Source organism: Pseudomonas sp. GW821-FHT12A04, from assembly GCF_058807755.1.
Genome location: NZ_JBXAQZ010000002.1, coordinates 167822 through 186253, shown reverse-complemented (window position 1 = coordinate 186253; position 18432 = coordinate 167822). Strand labels below are relative to the sequence as shown.

Below are 18432 nucleotides of genomic sequence, written 5' to 3'. Positions count from 1 at the left end.
TCGCGAGCGGGCTCGCTCCTACAGTTTCCAGCGCTCGGCATATAACTTGCTGTGTTCCAGCTATCCCAAGGCTGGAAGTCCTTATGCTCCACTCCCACCTCACCACCCTCAATGCCGTCTCCCTGGTACTCGATGCCTTCAAGGCACAAGGCTTGTCCAGCGAAGCACTGCTGGCCGGAAGCGGCATCAGTGCGGCGGATCTGAACCGTGCCGACACGCGCATCACCACCAATCAGGAAATGCAGGTCTGCGCCAACGCTGTCGCGCTCAAGCGTGACATCGGCCTGGAACTGGGCCGGCGGATGCACGTCTCCTGCTACGGCATGCTCGGTTACGCCTTGCTCACCAGTGCCACCTTCGGTGACGCTTTGCGTCTGGCGATGCGTTATCCGGCGCTGCTGGGAACACTTTTCGAACTGAGCCTTGAAGACGATGGAGAACGCATCTGGTTCGCCGCCGCCGATTACCGCGAGAGCCCGACCATGGCGGTGTTCAACGCCGAGTTCTGCCTGGTGTCGCTGAAAGTCACCTGCGACGACCTGCTCGGCCATCCTTTGCCCTTGCTCGGCGCACGCTTCGAACATGCCGCGCCCGACTACGAGACAAGCTACGCCGAACACTTCGATTGCCCTGTGCACTTCGGCGCGCGCAACAATGCCTTCGCCTTTGACAAGCGCTGGCTCGACCAGCCGTTGCCGCTGGCCGATGTGATCACCCATCAGGCCATGGCCGAACGTTGTCGCAAACAGAACATCGAGTTCACCGGGCGCCAGGCCTGGCTCGGGCGGATCCGCCAATTGCTCAGCGCGCAACTGAATGCTGCGCCCGGGCTGGAGGGGCTGGCCGAGCAAATGAACTGTTCGGCGCGGACCTTGCGCCGGCATCTCAAGGACATGGGTTGCAGCTACCAGGAGCTGCTCGACGAACTGCGCTTCGAGCAGGCCAAGCAAATGCTTTGCGAGGATCAATTGCCGATCTATCAGATTGCCGAAGCGTTGGGCTTCAGCGAGACCGCGAGTTTTCGCCATGCCTTTGTGCGCTGGAGTGGTGTGGCGCCGAGTCAGTTCCGGCCCTGAGGGCTGTAGTGACCGATCTGCCGCCATCGCGAGCAAGCTCGCTCCCACAAGGGGTATGCGTCTTACAAAAAAATCGCGGGCACTGAGGCTCACCTGTGGGAGCGAGCTTGCTCGCGAAGGCGGCCGCGAGAGCTCCGCATTATCAAGGGGCGAATTTCGGTCAAATGTTTTGGCCGTATCGATCCCCTTTTGGCCTTTCCTGCCGTTCTCCGATTCGCCGTGCGCCGCAACACTGGGGGCAACCGAATCAGCCCTGCGGAGAACAACAAATGCTGACGATCTACTCTGACGATCACCACCTGCACCATGGCCGCTGCGAACTCATCGACGGCCAGCTCAAGCCGTGCTTCGAGATGCCATCGCGCGCCGATCATGTGCTGCAACGCGTGCAGAACCAAAACCTTGGCCCAGTCGAAGCGCCAAAGGATTTCGGTCTTGAGCCCATCGCGCGCATTCACAGCCGCGACTACCTCGACTTCTTCAAAGGTGCCTGGGCACGCTGGACCGAGTTCAACACCGACGGTGACCTGCTGCCCTACACCTGGCCTGCACGCACCTTGCGCCCGATCAAACCGACCAGCCTGCACGGCCAACTCGGCTATTACAGCTTCGACGGCGGCGCCCCGATCACCGCCGGCACCTGGCAAGCGGCGTACAGCGCAGCACAAGTCGCGCTCACCGCCCAAGCTGAAATCCAGCGCGGCGCCCGTTCTGCTTTCGCCCTGTGCCGTCCACCGGGACACCACGCCGCCAGCGATTTGATGGGTGGTTATTGCTACCTCAACAACGCCGCCATCGCGGCCCAGGCGTTCCTCGATCAGGGCCACAAAAAAGTCGCGATCCTCGACGTCGATTACCACCACGGCAACGGCACCCAGTCGATTTTCTACGAGCGAAGCGATGTGCTGTTCACCTCGATCCACGGTCACCCGGAAGCCGAGTTCCCGTTCTTCCTAGGCTATGAAGACGAACTGGGCGAAGGCGCCGGTGAAGGCTTCAACTTCAACTACCCGTTGGCCGCCGGTTCAGGCTGGGATACCTGGAGCGCAGCGCTGGAACAAGCCTGCAAAGAGATCGAAAGCTACGGCGCCGACATCGTCGTGGTGTCCCTTGGCGTCGATACCTTCAAGGATGATCCGATCTCGCAATTCAAACTCGACAGCCCGGATTACCTGGCCATGGGCAAGCGCATCGCGGCGCTCGGCAAACCCACGCTGTTCGTCATGGAAGGCGGCTATGCCGTGGAAGAAATCGGCATCAATGCCGTGAACGTTCTCGAAGGTTTTGAAAGCGCTTGATGAGGAAGTAGAAGAATGAAAAGTCTTAAGCGTTTTATTTTTCCAGCGCTGTGCGCCACGGTGCTCAGTGGCGCCGCCCACGCTGAAGAGCGAACCCTGCGCGTCTACAACTGGTTCGACTACATCACCCCCAAGGCCCTGGAAGACTTCAAGGCTCAGAACGCCCAGACCAAACTGGTCTACGACATCTTCGACACCAACGAAGCACTGGAAGCCAAGCTGCTGACCGGCAACTCCGGCTACGACGTGGTGGTGCCGTCCAACGTGTTCCTCGCCAAGCAAATCGAAGCCGGCGTATTCCAGCCCCTGGACCGCAGCAAGCTGCCGAACTGGAACCACCTCGATCCCAAGCTGATGAAGCTGATCGAAGCCAACGACCCGAGCAACAAATTTGCCGTGCCGTACATGTACGGGACCATCCTGATCGGCTTCAACCCGGACAAGGTCAAGGCAGCCCTGGGCGCCGATGCGCCGGTAGACAGCTGGGACCTGATCTTCAAGGAAGAGAACATCAGCAAGCTCAAGCAGTGCGGTGTCGCCCTGCTCGACTCGCCCTCGGAGATCCTGCCGCTGGCCCTGCAACACCTCGGCCTGGACCCCAACAGCAAGAAGCCTGCGGACTATGACAAGGCTGAAGCACTGCTGATGAAGATCCGTCCGTACATCACCTACTTCCACTCGTCCAAGTACATGGCTGACATTGCCAACGGTGACATCTGTGTCGCAGTCGGCTATTCCGGCAGCTTCTCGCAAGCCGCCAATCGCGCCAAGGAAGCCAAGAATGGGGTGGTCGTCGACATGCGTTTGCCGAAGGAAGGCGCGCCGATCTGGTTCGACATGCTGGCGATTCCGAAGGGGGCGAAAAACCCCGAAGACGCCTACACCTTCATCAACTACCTGCTACAGCCGCAGGTGATTGCACCGGTCAGTGACTTTGTCGGTTACCCGAACCCGAACAAGGACGCCACGGAGCTGGTCGACCCGGCGATCCGCAACAACCCGAACCTGTACCCGACCGATGCGGCGATGGGTACGCTCTACACCCTGCAACCGCTGCCGCGCGATGCCGAGCGCGCGCGGACCCGGGCCTGGACCAAGATCAAGTCGGGCACCTGATAACCGACGCGGGTTTATCCTGACCTGCGCTTGCGCAGGTCTTTTTTTTGCCCGCGATATTTATTTACCGCCAACGCCGCTATACCCGTCGCTACTTTGCAATGGACCGCGCACCGAACCTTCCACGGTGCCTGCTACCCTCACAAAGGATGTGACCATGACAAGTACCTCCAGCCCTTCGTCTGAAACCAGCCTCCCCTCTGATCAAGATGCCCTTCTCACCCAATTGGTAACCGGCCCCTCGATCAGGGAAGTCGCCACACATGCGCTGCAACCAGCCCTGAAAGCGCTGTACCCGAATTTGCAAATCGATCCCCGCCTGGCCATGGTGGTGACGCCGACCTGGATCTTGCACAATGGCAGTGTCGAGCCTGGGTCAAGGCGCTTCGAGTCGCTGACAGACGCACTGGTGCGCCATGGCGTAGCGCGAACGCCCGTGGTCTACCTCGACGGCGAGCACTACCTAACGTTGCAACCCCAGGTGCAGACACCGGCGCAACTGCCCGTCAGCATCGATGCCATTGGGCGCCTGCTCAATGAGTTGGCGCCACTGCTGTTTGTCGCGTTTCAAGAGCAACAAGTCGATTACTGGAACCAGTTCACCCGCGCATCGGCTCCACGCTGGCAGGCACTGTCCAAATCCTTGCGCGACCTATGGAACATCGAAGCCAACCCGGACTGGGACAGCGACCAGCACGCCATGGCCGGCAAGCTTTTCGCCTACCCGGACAAAAACGCACGTCGTGCGCATGACCCTTATCAGTCACGCGCCTGCCTGATTGACCTGGACGGCCAAAGCGGCGCGGCTTCGACGCACATTAACATCGTCGACACGGCAGTACTGATCGGGACGCTGGGTAGCCGTACTCTGGTTCTCACTCACACCATCACCCGTGGCTTCCAGGCGTTTGACTCCTTGCAGGAACTGGGCGCGTCGTTGCTGGCGGACACCGATGGGCAAGTACCGGGAAATGTCCTGCATTGGCGCCTGATCGAACCGCCGGGCAATTATTTCGACCGCCTGGCGTGCAACCTGATAGCCCTGCAGGCCGATGCAATCGGTGCGCTGGCCAACGAACCCGCGGCGGCAAACCCGGACCTGGCGCCCCACGTCAGCCGTACGACCAACGAGCTCGACCCGACGGACAAACAGTCATCCTCGCGATTCAATCAGGTCGAGCAATCGCTGCCAGACTGGATGGCCGATGCGTCATCCACCGATCTCACCGCTTACAGCCGTCATCTGATGGATCTGGTGACGGTGCGCAATCAGAACGCCGGGAAGTCCTTTCTGGACGGGCTCAAACCGATCCGCGAATTTGCGCTGGATCGACTGCGCGAAGCCATGCTCGCGCAACATGCCGATGCCGCACATCTGAACCTGGCGGACATCGAAATCGTGGTCGACAGCGTGGTGGTCTGGGGCAGCTTTGTGCCAACGGTGGACCCTGAGCGCACCACCCTGAGCCTGGTCGACCTGGCGCTGCAAAACCTGATTGCCCTGCCGCAAGGCAACAAATTCGTACGCAGTTCCAGCGCCGCCGCGCTGCCGCAGTGGATGACGGTGAGCTATCTGGAGGAGCTGATTACACGCGTCGACATCGGCCAGCACTACCCGGCGCTGATCAAAAGCAAGCTGCTCGCCGAACCCGTGGACAGCCTGCGGCGTCAGAACCTGTTCACCAGCCATTTGCGCGTCGAGTTACCGCTGCTGGCCTTACAGCTGAAGATTCGCAAGCAGCACGGCATCGACGAGACCGGTTACCGCTATGTCGCCGCCGTGGTGCAAGTGCTCGACGCCAATCGCTGGGTGGATGGCCAGGAGATCGTGATTCGCCCACTGGCATTCGCGCCCGGCTGGCGCATCGGTGGCGCCACCGATGAAGTGACCAACATGTTCGTGATCGGGCCCCGCCAGATGGACAAGGGGCCTTGCCTGCTTTACCGGCCAATGCTTGAACAACCGCTGAGCCAGTATCCAACGCCGGCCAACCTGGTCTACACCATCAAACACTCGCCGACGTTGCGCCAGTCCGTACTCGCCTGGCTGCCGGACGGTGCCCGCGCCAACTATGCCAACTATGTGTTCACCGGTGACCGACCTTCGGTCTGGAGCATTTCTCAACTGCTGGGCGACCCGCTGACCTCCCTGCAAATGAGCGGCCCGATTTCCCTCGGCTCGCGGGTTCTCAGCGGCAATTACCTGGCCGTCCTGTACAAGGCCAACGTCAATGCGCTGGTCGAACTGGCGCAACGGCAATCGCTGTCCAACGCGCAAAATCGCTGGGCGACTTTCAAGCGTACAGCCTGGACGCTGCTCAATGCGGCGCTGCCCTTTCTTGGTCGAACCGTCGGGACGGCCGCCTGGATCTGGCAAGTGCTGGATGACTTGCAGCAAACCCTCGATGCTGCCGACAGTGGCGACTATCAGCAGCAAAAATCCGCCATGACCGACCTGTTGCTGACCCTGGCCATGGTGCTTGCCCATCACGCCAGTACGCGTAATCCGCCTGCGCGCAGGGTCCAGGAAAAGCCCATTGCAAAAGCGATCGAGCAACAGGAAAAACCGGCCCGGCAACCTGTGACCGTCGTGCAATTGCCCGACATCGTCAGCGAGCCCCCTCCTGCGCAACATCGCCAGACAGTGGCAACCGATGCGGCCCTGGACCTGACAAAAACCCTGGATCAGTTCAAGGTCACTCCACCCGAACAGCTCACACCGCCCGATAGTGGCAACGGCGTCTATCGCCACCTCTACCGAAAAGAAAAGAGCTTTTATGCGCCGGTGGGCGAGCGCTGGTTCGAGGTGGCCGTCGAGGACACGGGCGAAGTGTCGATCATCGACTCTCGACAGCAGCCCGTGCGCAGCGGTCCGGCACTGATCAGCAACCAACGCGGTGACTGGTTCGTCGACACGCGCCTGCGCCTGCGCGGCGGCGGTCTGTCGAGCCGACGCAAGGCACTGAAGCAACAAAACCGTGCACGCATCGCCGAACTCAAGAAGCAACTGGCCGAGTTTGACAATGAACGCGAGCGGGCACGTACAGAGCTGACGGACGCCCACAACGCCATGAAAAAATCAGTCGGTGACGAAGCACTGTCGGCCGCGCAAACGCAGTTCCTCGAGAAGCTCGAGCGCCGTACCCAAGAATACGCCGCCCCTATCGAGCAGTTGAAGTCGCTGAACCTGCTCGAAACGGTGCCCAACTACCGAACCGCCATGGTCGAGATGCTCGGCACTCAATTGTTCTTCAACCAGACGTGGCTCGATCAGCACAATGCAACGTTTACGCAGACCTTGAGGGAAACCCTGGCGCTGCTCGATGCCGAGGAAACGACAGGCGGGACCGGTAATTCTGCAACCTACCGGAAAATGGTCGACCTGACCGAGGGTGTGATCGGCAAAATAGAGTTTGCCCAATCGCGGCTCCATGACTTGAGTCGACTCGGTAGAAATGCTGCTGAAGTGGCCAGTACCTACCGGGCAAAACTGCCCGCTTTCAGTGTTAACGATCTCAAGGCGCTCCAGGTTTCGCTGGCTCGCGACGTCTGCTTGAAAGAAGGAAACAGTGCCGCGCTGATCGACGCCCGGGGCGCATTCGAGCGCTTGCTCGATACCACCAACCTGGTCATACAGACCTCGCAAGAACTGATGCTGCAAAACAGTGCCTGGGCGGCAGGCGAACGTATCGAAGGCCTCAACGGCATGCTCGAACAGTTTGCCGCTATCGACCAGGCCTTTGAAGACTTCAGCCTCACCCACAAGGACGCGGTTCTGGAGCAACCGTTCAAACACGTACGTACACGGATCAGTGAATTCCAGCAGGACACCGAAGCCAATCTGGCGCAACTGCTGCGCGAACAACGGCCGGTAGAACCCCGGCCCGGTCCGTCAAAGCCCGCATCGGCATCGCGTAAACGAGTGGTCAAGACACGCTTCAAGGGTACGGTTGTGGGCGAAGTGCGTCCCTCGGCATCGGGAGAGCCGGTCCTGCTGGATGTGAAATCGCCCTTGACCGGCAAAGTGATCGCCACCTTTCACGAAAAAACACCCGGCGTCTGGATTGAGCGCGTGCAACCCAGACGTCGCCGCCCAGCGGTACAACTACCGGACCTCGCCACACAAATCACTCAAGGTCAGGAGCTGCTCGATGGCGTGGAAAGCTTCATCCAGAAAACCGAAGCGAGTGCAAAAAAACCCGGCCGCATCCCGGTGGAAATCGAAGAGTTGTTCCAGCACAAAGCCGAACAGCTCGACAAAAGCGCGAAGACACTCGAGCAAACCCTGACCGCTTCGAATACGACCGACGCTGCGACAGCACTGGGTGCGGACTTGAACGCGGCGCGTGTTCGACTGTACGCCGAGGGCTACCGGATTCGCGTCCAGATGATCAAGCAACAGCCGCCCACGGCCGCCCGCATCGAATGGCTATCGAGCAAAAATGAAATCGATATCGTGCGCAGTGGTGATCGACGCCGACTCAAAGGCCCGCGCAAGGATTACCTGCAGGAATACGAAGTTCGCGAGCGAGGCACCGGGCAACCGTTGTGGTACGCCCATTTTCACTACACCGGCCCCGACACGCCCGTCGAGGCGTTTACCGCCGCCCATTTGAAACTGCGTGATCAACGGATGATGGCCGGAAGGGGCGACCTTAATTCCGCCTCCAGCAGCCAGGTGATCGCCATTTATCGCAGTGCGATCAGCCCGCAACTGGCGGGCTCGCTGTTCTTTTCGTAAGCCGCCACGTCAAAAAGGAAAATGACGATGACAGACCACCCAGAGAATACCCAAACCCCCGGCTTGCTAAAAAAGAGCCAAGTGAATTACCAGACCAGCAGGGGTCCCACTGTCGATAGCGTCGCCGCCCTTCTACTGCGCCAAGCGCTGAAGGCGCTGCAACCCGAGCGCAAGATCGACCCTGACCAAACCATGATCGGCACGCCTCAATGGCGGGTCCGCGACGGCACGCTCGTGGCCATGCCCACACAGTTCGAATCGCTGACCCAGGCGCTGGTCCGAGCTCGGAGCTCAATGGTGCCGCCGTCCAGCTACGCGCTCAAGGCATCGGTATTCGCGCCAGCCTGCTCAAGGATCGACAGCCCCGACAGGCGTACTTGCAGTGGCTGCTGGACAACGACCAGGTCCGTATCGTCCGCAACGAACAGGGACGAATCAAGACCAAAAAGCGCAGGGATTATTTCCAGGAGTACCAGGTGCTAGACACCACCAACAAGGATCAGCCTCTGCGGCTTGCGCACTTTCACTACGATTCGCTTGATGCGCCGATGGAGCAGTTCACGGCGGCGCACCTGAAAATCGCCGAAGCGCATCTGCAGCAGTTCACGACCGAACGCCGCCAGGTACTCACGACTCTGGCGCCAATCGACTACGTGCTGCGGCGTATCAGCGACCCGAATCTGTTCCTCAAACTCGAAACTCAACCCTGATGAACGACTGCGGGCGGACTGCTGGTCCGCCCGCTTCATCGAGCGCGCCACGCCTCTCGCAATCGCTCCAGCGCCGCCTCGACCGACTTTTCGGGCACCGCCGCAAAGCCCAGTACCAACCCGGCGCGTTGATCGAAGGGCGTGGTGGATTCCGGCAGCCAATAGCTGCTCAAACCGTTGATCTCGACATCGACACTGCGCGCCAATTCGATCAGTTCCTGTTCGCGCGCCACGCTTTCGACTGACACGGTCATGTGCAGCCCGGCAGCGACTGTGGGCAACGGGCCAACGCCGGGGATATCCAGCGGCCAACCACTGAGCAGCGTATTGCGCCGACTCAGTGCCGCACGGCGCATGCGGCGGATATGCCGCTGGAAGTGTCCGGCCGCCATGAACTCGGCCATGACTGCCTGCGTGCTGACCTCGGAGTGGCGCACATCCACGGCACGACGCTGGGAAAACGCGTCCACCAGCCCCATTGGCAACACCAGATAACCCAGGCGCAACGCCGGAAACGCGACCTTGCCGAACGTGCCGACATACAACACTCGCCCGTGACGATCGAGTGCCGCCAAAGGCGCCAATGGCGCACCGCTGTAGCGGTACTCGCCATCGTAATCATCCTCGACAATCCAGCCTTGAGTGCGCTCGGCCCAGGCCAGCAACTCCAGACGGCGAGCGAGGCTCATCACCACGCCAGTCGGGTATTGATGTGACGGCGTGACATAGGTCAGGCGGCAATCACTGAGCCCCGCCAGCTCACCGCAGTCGATACCCTCGCTATCCACCGCTACCCCGTGCAAGCGCGCCCCGGCCACGGCGAAGGCATGACCCGCCGCGCGGTAGCCAGGATTTTCGATCGCCACCCCATCGCCCGGCTCCACCAGCAGCTGTGCACAAAGGCTGATTCCCTGCTGCGCGCCACTGGTGATCACAATTTGTTCAGCCGTGCACTGCATGCCCCGCGAGCTGCGTAGATACGCCGCGATCATCCCCCGCAAGCGCGCATCACCTGCAGGGTCGCCGTAGCACAGCTGCTGGAAATCCGGTTTACGCCAGAAAGCCGCATTCAACTTGGCCCAGACCTCGAACGGAAACAGATCGAACGCCGGAACACCAACCCGAAAAGCCTTGGGCGGACCACTGGGCGGCATGGGTAAGTGGTTCTTTTCAACGCGAGTCAATGCACCGCTGTGGATAACTTTGCTGGATGAATCAACAGGTAAATCGAGCCAATTTGTGGATAAGGTTGTGGGTAACCCTGTTGAAAACCCTGTGGATACTTTTGTGGATAGTTTTTTTGCCGGCACGGTAGCCTGGGGCAGTTGCGCGACATAAGTCCCATCGCCTACCCGCCCTTCGATAAACCCTTCGGCGTACAACTGATCGTAGGCGCGCACTACGCTGTTGCGGGAAATCGCCAGCGCGGCTGCCAGATCACGACTGGCAGGCAGACGCGTACCGCTGGCCAGTCGCCCGTCCAACACACGCGTGCGCAATGCCTGGTAGAGCTGACGACTCAGCCCCTGGCGACGATCAAGTTCGATACCTGCCGGGTTGAAGGTCAGGGACAGTGGTTCGCTAGTCATCACAATGGACCTATGAAATTGGTCATTAATGGCTCTTACAACAGACCAATAGCCTGCCTAGGATGCAGACATTCGCCAAGGAAAAATATCTCCATGTACACGCCACGTGCTTTTGCCATCGACGAGCTGTCCCAACTGCATGAACTGATCCTCGCCACCCGTCTCGCCATATTGGTGACCCACGGTGAAAGCGGCCTGCAAGCCAGCCATGTACCGGTGCTGCTGCATTGCGAGCAAGGCTCGAACGGCACGTTGTACGGGCATCTGGCCAAAGCCAATCCACAGTGGAAAGACCTGCGCGACGGCGCCGAAGCCCTGCTGATTTTTGCCGGTGCCGACGCCTACGTCAGCCCTGGCTTCTACCCGAGCAAGGCCGAACACGGCAAAGTCGTGCCAACCTGGAACTATGTCGCCGTACACGCCTATGGCCGAGCCGAAACCTTCAGTGATGGCGGGCGGCTGCTCGACATCGTCAGCACCCTCACCGATCGTCATGAAGCTGGCCGCGCCCAACCGTGGTCAGTGGCCGATGCCCCCGCCGATTACATCGACGGCATGCTCAAGGCCATCGTCGGTTTCGCCATTCCCATCGACCGTCTGGAAGGCAAGCGCAAGCTCAGCCAGAACCGCAGCCCCGCCGACATCGCCGGCGTGCGCAAAGGCCTGGCCGCCAGCCCCGACGTCAACGACCAAACCCTCGCCCAATTGATGCGCTAAGGAAATCACCATGAGTCAGATCGACATTCGCCAAGTCACCGCCGGTGATCACGCGGCATGGTTGCCGCTGTGGCACGCCTACCTGCGCTTCTACAACACTGAACTTGCGGATACCGTCACTCAAAGCACCTGGCAGCGCATGCTCGACCCGAGCGAACCGACCCACGCCGCCCTCGCCTGGGTCGATGACAAAGCGGTGGGCATGGTGCACTTCATCTACCATCGTTCGAACTGGGCAATCGAAAACTCCTGCTACCTGCAAGACTTGTTGGTGGTCCCGCAAACCCGTGGTACCGGCGTCGGCCGCCAGTTGATCGAGTTCGTCTACACCACAGCCAAGGCCGACGGTTGCAACAAGGTCCACTGGCTGACCCACGAAACCAATGCCACCGCGATCCAGCTCTACGAGCGCATCGCCGAACGCCCCGGTTTCATCCAGTTTCGCAAAGCCATCTAGGTTCAAGGAGAACAACATGTCGATTTCACTCGCCGACTGGAAAGGCGTCCCGCCCCCCACGACTCAACTGATCGAAGGGCGTTACATCCGCCTGGAAAGACTCGACCCGGCGCGCCACGGCGACGACCTGTTCAAGGCCCTGCAAGGCCCGGGCGCTGACCCGAAATTGTGGGACTACCTGCCTTACGGCCCCTTCCCGGAGCGCAGCGTCTTCAACGACTGGCTGAACAACCACGCGACCAGCAGCGATCCGTATTTCTTCAGCGTGATCGACCGCGTCAGCGGCGAGGTCCAGGGCATTCTCAGCCTGATGTCCATCGTCCCGGCCCAGGGCCGCATCGAAATCGGCCACGTCACCTTCGGCGCCCCGATGCAGCGCTCGCCGAAAAGCACAGAGGCGGTTTACCTTCTGGCCAAGGAATCCTTTGCCCTGGGTTACCGTCGCCTGGAATGGAAATGCAACAACGCCAACGCTCGCTCCAAATATGCTGCCGAGCGTTTGGGCTTCAGTTTTGAGGGTGTGTTTCGCCAGCACATGGTGGTCAAGGGACAGAACCGGGATACGGCGTGGTATTCGATCCTGGATTCGGAGTGGCCGGCAATTGGTGCGGGGTTTGAAAAGTGGCTGAGCGATGAGAACCAGACCGGTTCGGGGCAGGTGAAGTCGTTGGTGGAGTGTCGCGGGTAATCGTCAGCGCCTGGAATTACGCCATCGCGAGCGAGCTCTTGATCAATTAACACCCGCTTCACTGATGGGACACAGCACCTGTGGGAGCGAGCTTGCTCGCGATGGCGGCATCACATTCAGCAATTGTTGAGACTGATGCTCCGCTATCGCGAGCAAGCTCGCTCCCACAGGGTTTCAGGCACGGATTTGCAGGCATAAAAAAAGGGGAGCACATGCCCCCCCGAGGTATAAAGCGTTGTATCGAGGCTGTTAACTCAGCCTTCGATCTCGATCAGGATCTCGCCCGGGTTTACCCGGTCGCCCTTGGCCACGTGAATGGCGGTGACTTTACCGGCGATGGCTGCCTGGACTTCTGTTTCCATCTTCATCGCTTCGGTGATCAACACGGCCTGGCCTGCCTTGACGGTGTCGCCCTCCTTGACCAGCACGTCGACGATGTTGCCCGGCATGGTGGTGCTGACGTGACCCGGTGCAGTGGCTTGCTTGCGCTTGCTGCTGCCGCCGCTGACGAATTCGTTGAGCGGCTCGAACACCACTTCTTCCGGCATGCCGTCGATGGACAGGTAGAAGTGACGCTTGCCTTCGGCCTTGACGCCAACACCGGTGATGTCGACGCGGTAGGTTTCACCGTGCACGTCGATGACGAACTCGGTCGGCACGCCTTCGCCACCGGCAGAGGCCACGCCACCCGCTTCAGGAATCGGCAGCAGAACCTCTGGCGTGAGGGTGCCGGCAGCGCGTTCCTCGAGGAACTTGCGACCGATGTCCGGGAACATGGCGTAGGTCAGCACGTCTTCTTCAGACTTGGCCAGTGCGCCGATGTCGGCACGCAGCTTGGCCATTTCCGGCTTGAGCAGGTCGGCCGGGCGAACGTCGATCACTTCTTCGCTGCCGATGGCCTGGCGACGCAGTTGTTCGTTCACAGTGCCCGGCGCCTTGCCGTAGCCGCCTTGCAGGTACAGTTTCACTTCGTTGGTGATGGTCTTGTAGCGCTCGCCGGCCAGCACGTTGAAGAACGCCTGGGTACCGACGATCTGCGAAGTCGGGGTCACCAGCGGCGGGAAGCCGAGGTCTTCACGAACGCGCGGGATTTCGGCCAGCACTTCGCTCATGCGGTTGAGCGCGCCCTGCTCTTTCAACTGGTTGGCCAGGTTGGAAATCATCCCGCCCGGTACCTGGTTGACTTGCACACGGGTGTCGACGGCGGTGAACTCGCTTTCGAACTGGTGGTACTTCTTGCGCACCGCGTAGAAGTACAGACCGATCTCTTGCAGCAGTTCCAGGTTCAGGCCGGTGTCGAACTCGCTGCCTTTAAGGGCGGCGACCATCGACTCGGTACCCGGGTGGCTGGTGCCCCAGGCGAAACTGGAGATCGCGGTGTCGATGTGATCGGCGCCGTTTTCGATGGCCTTCATTTGGCACATCGCGGCCAGGCCAGCAGTGTCGTGGGAGTGAATGAACACTGGCAACGATTGCTCGGCTTTCAGAGCCTTGACCAGTTCGCCGGTGGCGTACGGGGTCAGCAGGCCGGCCATGTCCTTGATCGCCACCGAGTCGCAACCCATGGCTTCCATTTGCTTGGCCTGGTTCACGAACGCCTCGATGGTGTGCACCGGGCTGGTGGTGTAGGCGATGGTGCCCTGGGCGTGTTTGCCGGCGGCTTTCACCGCTTCGATGGCCACGCGCAGGTTACGCACGTCGTTCATGGCGTCGAAGATGCGGAACACGTCGATGCCGTTGACCGCTGCCTTGGCCACGAAAGCTTTGACCACGTCGTCGCTGTAGTGGCGGTAGCCCAGCAGGTTCTGGCCGCGCAACAACATTTGCAGGCGGGTGTTAGGCAGCGCGGCGCGCAGTTGGCGCAGACGCTCCCACGGATCTTCTTTCAGGAAACGTACGCAGGCGTCGAACGTCGCGCCGCCCCAGCACTCCAGCGACCAGTAGCCGACTTTGTCGAGCTTGTCGCAGATCGGCAGCATGTCTTCGGTGCGCATGCGGGTGGCGAGCAGCGATTGGTGGGCGTCGCGCAGGATAGTGTCGGTAACGTGGATTTGTTTGCTCATTGTTCTATTCCTCACAGGCCTGCGTGGGCGGCGATGGCGGCGGCGATGGCCAGGGCCAGCTCTTCGGGTTTGCGCTTGATCGAGTAGTTGGTCAGTTCAGGGTGGCTTTCAACGAAGCTGGTGTTGAACTGGCCGCTACGGAATTCCGGGTTACGCAGGATTTCCTGGTAGTACGCGGCGGTGGTCTTGACCCCTTGCAGACGCATGTCATCCAGGGCGCGCAAGCCACGGTCCATCGCCTCTTCCCAGGTCAGCGCCCACACCACCAGTTTCAGGCACATGGAGTCGTAGAACGGTGGAATGGTGTAGCCGGTATAGATCGCCGTGTCGGTTCGCACGCCGGGGCCGCCGGGAGCGTAGTAACGGGTGATCTTGCCGAAGCTCGGCAGGAAGTTGTTCTTCGGGTCTTCGGCGTTGATCCGGAATTGCAGGGCGAAGCCGCGGTGCTGGATGTCTTCCTGTTTCACCGAAAGCGGCAGACCGGAGGCAATGCGAATCTGCTCGCGGACAATGTCGATGCCGGTGATTTCTTCGGTGATGGTGTGTTCCACCTGCACCCGGGTATTCATCTCCATGAAGTACACCTCGCCCTCGGCGAGCAGGAACTCCACGGTGCCGGCGTTCTCGTATCCCACGGCCTTGGCTGCGCGCACCGACAGATCGCCGATATAGGCGCGCTGTTCCGGGGTCAGCTGTGGGCTTGGGGCGATTTCGATCAGCTTCTGGTTGCGGCGCTGGATCGAGCAGTCACGTTCGAACAGGTGCACCACGTTGCCGAAGCTGTCGCCAAGAATTTGCGCTTCAATGTGCTTCGGATTGACGATACATTTTTCCAGGAACACTTCCGCCGAACCAAATGCCTTGGTGGCTTCGGAAATGACCCGCGGGAAAGCCTGTTCGAGCTCTTCACGGCTGTTGCAGCGACGAATGCCGCGACCGCCACCACCGGAAGTGGCCTTGAGCATCACCGGGTAACCGATGCGATCGCCTTCGGTCAGGGCTTCTTCGATGCCCGACACGTTGCCTTCAGTGCCCGGGGTCACTGGTACACCGGCCTTGATCATGCTGCGACGGGCTTCGGTCTTGTCGCCCATGCGGCGAATCACTTCAGCCGACGGGCCAATGAACTTGATCCCGCGCTCGGCGCAGATCTCCGCCAGCTCGGCGTTTTCCGAAAGGAAGCCGTAGCCTGGGTGCAGTGCATCGCAACCGGTTTCCACAGCCAGGTTCACCAGCTTGCGCGGGTTCAGGTAACCGGCCAGTGGCTCGGCACCAATGCTGTGGGCCTCGTCCGCTCGCTTGACGTGCAAGGCATGACGGTCGGCATCGGAGTAGATCGCGACCGAGCGAATGCCCATTTCGGCACAGGCACGTACGATTCGTACGGCAATCTCACCACGGTTGGCGATCAGGATCTTTGTTATCACTTGGAAATTCCCTTGAGCCGGTGGTACCCACGACCTGCTAGACCAGGTCGACGCGTGACCAAATGTTTCAATTTGGTCGCAGGTCCACACTAGCGCTCACAAGGGATTAACAAAAATGAATAATTATTGGGTCACGCATAAGTAAAGACTTATAGTTGATTCACCAGCCAGCGACGAGAGTGATCAAAAAATGCGTAAGTCATTGATGCGTATGACTTTACGACAATTGCAGATCTTCAACGAGGTCTGTGATTTGCGGTCGTACAGTCGCGCGGCCGAGGAAATGTCGCTCACACAACCTGCCGTCAGCCTGCAGATTCGTCAACTTGAGGAGCTGATTGGCCAGCCTTTGTTCGATTACGTCGGCAAAAAACTCTACATGACCGAAGCGGCTGAAGCGTTACAGCGGGCCAGCCGGGATATTTTCGGACGCCTGGAAAACCTCGACATGCAGCTGTCGGACATGCAGGGTTCGTTGCAGGGGCAATTGAAACTGGCGGTGGAATCCAGCGCCAAATATTTCGTGCCGCACTTGTTTGCCGCATTCAAACGCCAGCACCCGGAGGTGAACCTGCAACTGACGGTGGTCAATCGCGGTCAGGTCATTCGGCGCCTGTCGGACAACCGCGATGACCTGGTGATCATGTCCATGGTGCCTCAGGACATGGGCCTGGAATTCCTGCCGTTCCTGAACAACCCGATCGTCGCCGTGGCGCCACCGGATCACCCGCTGTGTCATATGGGGCCGCTGCGCTTGCAGGATCTCGAACCCTACACACTGCTGCTGCGCGAGCCAGGCTCCGGGACGCGGCTGGCGTGCGAAGAATACTTCAAAGAGAAACGCGTGCACTTCAACCAGACTCAGGAAGTCTCGTCTGCCGAAGCCCAGCGAGAATGTGTACTGGCAGGCCTGGGCGTTGCGCTGTTGACGCGCCACGCCCTGAACCTTGAGCTGGCAACCGGTGGGCTGATCGAATTGCCGGTCGAAGAACTGCCGCTATTCCGTAGCTGGTGCCTGGTGCAGGCCAAGGCAAAGCGCCTGTCACCGGTGGCTCATGCCTTCCTGGCGTTTATCCGTAGCGAACGGATTCAGATCAGCGCGCTGGTTGAGCGTTTCGACGGGAAGCTACGGGAGACGTCTGCCAAAAGTTAAGTTCCAGCTCTGGAAAATCGCCAATCTCGGCCAGAAGCTGACGGCGTTCGCAGCGATCTTCGATGGCGCGACGGAATTCCATGCGGCGCTGATCTTCTTGCTGACGACGGGTTTTGACAGCGCTGTTGCGTTCTTCGTAGGGCATGGCCATTTCGAGTCTCCCAAGGCGAGTACGGGAGTTTCAAGATAGGCGCGGGGGATGACGGTTTGGCGGCTTGGGGGTTACAAACTGATGAAAATTGCGGTGTATTCGAGGCCGCCATCGCGAGCGACCTCGCTCCCACAGGTTCTGCGGCGTGCATGATCAAATGTGGGAGCGAGCTTGCTCGCGATAAGGTCGGAACGACCTTCATGCAATCTCAGGCCTGGCTCAATCGTCCAGCGCTTTCACCGACTTGGGCGACAACCGCAAGCTGCGCAGGCTGCGCTTGACGCTCTTGAGGTGGTTGACCAGGCTCGGGCCACGCGCCATGGCCACGCCCATCGCCAGCACGTCGATCACCACCAGGTGGGCGATACGCGAAGTCAGCGGCGTATAGATTTCAGTGTCTTCATGCACATCGATCGCCAGATTGACCGTAGACAGTTCGGCCAACGGCGTCTGGCTCGGGCACAAGGTGATCAACGAGGCACCGCTTTCACGCACCAGGTTGGCAGTGATCAGCAGGTCCTTGGAACGCCCGGACTGGGAAATGCAGATCGCCACGTCGGTTGGCTTGAGCGTCACGGCCGACATCGCCTGCATGTGCGGGTCGGAATACGCCGCAGCTGTGAGCAGCAAGCGGAAGAACTTGTGCTGGGCGTCCGCCGCGACCGCACCCGAGGCACCAAAGCCATAGAACTCGACACGCTGGGCCTGGGACATCAGCGTCACCGCCCGCTGCAATTCCAGCGGATCGAGTTTCTCGCGAACCTCCATCAGCGTATGCAGGGTGGTGTCGAAGATTTTCAGGCTGTAGTCAGCGACCGAATCATCCTCATGGATCGCAAACTGGCCAAAACTTGCACCTGCCGCCAGGCTCTGGGCCAGCTTCAGCTTCAGGTCCTGAAAGCCGGAACAACCGATGGCACGGCAAAAACGCACGATGGTCGGTTCGCTGATGCCCACGCTGTGGGCCAGGTCGGCCATGGAACTGTGCATCACGGCCGCAGGATCAAGCAGCACGTGGTCGGCGACCTTGAGCTCCGACTTGCGTAACAGGTGGCGAGACTGGGCGATGTGTTGCAGCAGATTCAAAGGGCTGGACTCTTTGTTATTGGCAGGTGCCGGGGATGTAGCACGCTTGTAGTTATACTACATGGATCGGCTTTTTGCCTGCTCAATGCGTTACCGAATCCCTCGATTTCAGGTGCCCGCGCTTCATGTAGCACTCATGACGCCTGTCCAGGTGTGCCGG

14 protein-coding genes are annotated in these 18432 nt (G+C 60.1%); 9 read left to right on the top strand and 5 right to left on the bottom strand.

What is annotated here, in order from left to right:
• Positions 1-83: 83 nt before the first annotated feature.
• From AC1RS8_RS03615 to AC1RS8_RS03595, 5 genes are all read left to right on the top strand, one after another.
• Positions 84-1076: an AraC family transcriptional regulator gene (locus tag AC1RS8_RS03615; RefSeq protein WP_090452197.1), complete on the top strand. Its 993-nt coding sequence runs from the start codon at positions 84-86 to the stop codon at positions 1074-1076.
• 269 nt (positions 1077-1345) lie between these two features.
• A complete protein-coding gene (locus AC1RS8_RS03610) occupies positions 1346-2374 on the top strand; it encodes a histone deacetylase family protein (protein ID WP_489339473.1) in 1029 nt (342 codons plus the stop codon).
• 15 nt (positions 2375-2389) lie between these two features.
• Positions 2390-3490, top strand: a complete 1101-nt coding sequence (locus AC1RS8_RS03605; protein ID WP_090452201.1) for a polyamine ABC transporter substrate-binding protein — start codon at positions 2390-2392, stop codon at positions 3488-3490.
• 157 nt (positions 3491-3647) lie between these two features.
• Positions 3648-8231, top strand: a complete 4584-nt coding sequence (locus AC1RS8_RS03600; RefSeq protein ID WP_489339474.1) for a hypothetical protein — start codon at positions 3648-3650, stop codon at positions 8229-8231.
• Positions 8232-8440: 209 nt separating this feature from the next.
• On the top strand, positions 8441-8941 hold the full coding sequence (locus AC1RS8_RS03595) for a hypothetical protein (protein ID WP_489339475.1): 501 nt from the start codon (positions 8441-8443) through the stop codon (positions 8939-8941).
• 35 nt (positions 8942-8976) lie between these two features.
• Here the strand turns inward: AC1RS8_RS03595 and pdxR are convergent, their stop codons facing one another.
• Complete coding sequence (gene pdxR / locus AC1RS8_RS03590) at positions 8977-10530, bottom strand: MocR-like pyridoxine biosynthesis transcription factor PdxR (protein WP_489339476.1); 1554 nt, start codon at positions 10528-10530, stop codon at positions 8977-8979.
• A gap of 93 nt (positions 10531-10623) precedes the next feature.
• Here pdxR and AC1RS8_RS03585 point away from each other — a divergent pair, with 93 nt between their 5' ends.
• The 3 genes from AC1RS8_RS03585 to AC1RS8_RS03575 are packed head-to-tail and all read left to right on the top strand — an operon-like array spanning position 10624 to position 12392.
• The gene (locus tag AC1RS8_RS03585; protein WP_057712705.1) at positions 10624-11247 is read left to right on the top strand and encodes an FMN-binding negative transcriptional regulator; all 624 of its coding nucleotides are present in this window, start codon (positions 10624-10626) and stop codon (positions 11245-11247) included.
• Between the two features lie 10 nt (positions 11248-11257).
• Positions 11258-11704, top strand: a complete 447-nt coding sequence (locus tag AC1RS8_RS03580; RefSeq protein WP_489339477.1) for a GNAT family N-acetyltransferase — start codon at positions 11258-11260, stop codon at positions 11702-11704.
• Positions 11705-11720: 16 nt separating this feature from the next.
• Positions 11721-12392, top strand: coding sequence for a GNAT family N-acetyltransferase (locus AC1RS8_RS03575; protein ID WP_340312782.1), 672 nt, complete (start codon positions 11721-11723; stop codon positions 12390-12392).
• A gap of 254 nt (positions 12393-12646) precedes the next feature.
• On the opposite strand, the gene oadA is transcribed toward AC1RS8_RS03575, so the two are convergent.
• A complete protein-coding gene (oadA, locus tag AC1RS8_RS03570) occupies positions 12647-14455 on the bottom strand; it encodes a sodium-extruding oxaloacetate decarboxylase subunit alpha (RefSeq protein ID WP_090452213.1) in 1809 nt (602 codons plus the stop codon).
• Between the two features lie 11 nt (positions 14456-14466).
• On the bottom strand, positions 14467-15882 hold the full coding sequence (locus AC1RS8_RS03565) for an acetyl-CoA carboxylase biotin carboxylase subunit (RefSeq protein WP_007971702.1): 1416 nt from the start codon (positions 15880-15882) through the stop codon (positions 14467-14469).
• A 190-nt stretch (positions 15883-16072) separates the two neighbouring features.
• Here AC1RS8_RS03565 and AC1RS8_RS03560 point away from each other — a divergent pair, with 190 nt between their 5' ends.
• Positions 16073-17035: a LysR family transcriptional regulator gene (locus tag AC1RS8_RS03560; RefSeq protein WP_090452215.1), complete on the top strand. Its 963-nt coding sequence runs from the start codon at positions 16073-16075 to the stop codon at positions 17033-17035.
• Here the strand turns inward: AC1RS8_RS03560 and AC1RS8_RS03555 are convergent.
• Both AC1RS8_RS03555 and hexR read right to left on the bottom strand, forming a co-directional pair.
• Positions 16977-17186: a PA3496 family putative envelope integrity protein gene (locus AC1RS8_RS03555; RefSeq protein WP_085723603.1), complete on the bottom strand. Its 210-nt coding sequence runs from the start codon at positions 17184-17186 to the stop codon at positions 16977-16979. The two genes, AC1RS8_RS03560 and AC1RS8_RS03555, sit on opposite strands and share 59 nt — an antisense overlap.
• A 219-nt stretch (positions 17187-17405) precedes the next feature.
• The gene (gene hexR / locus AC1RS8_RS03550; protein WP_007954250.1) at positions 17406-18272 is read right to left on the bottom strand and encodes a transcriptional regulator HexR; all 867 of its coding nucleotides are present in this window, start codon (positions 18270-18272) and stop codon (positions 17406-17408) included.
• Positions 18273-18432: the final 160 nt, after the last annotated feature.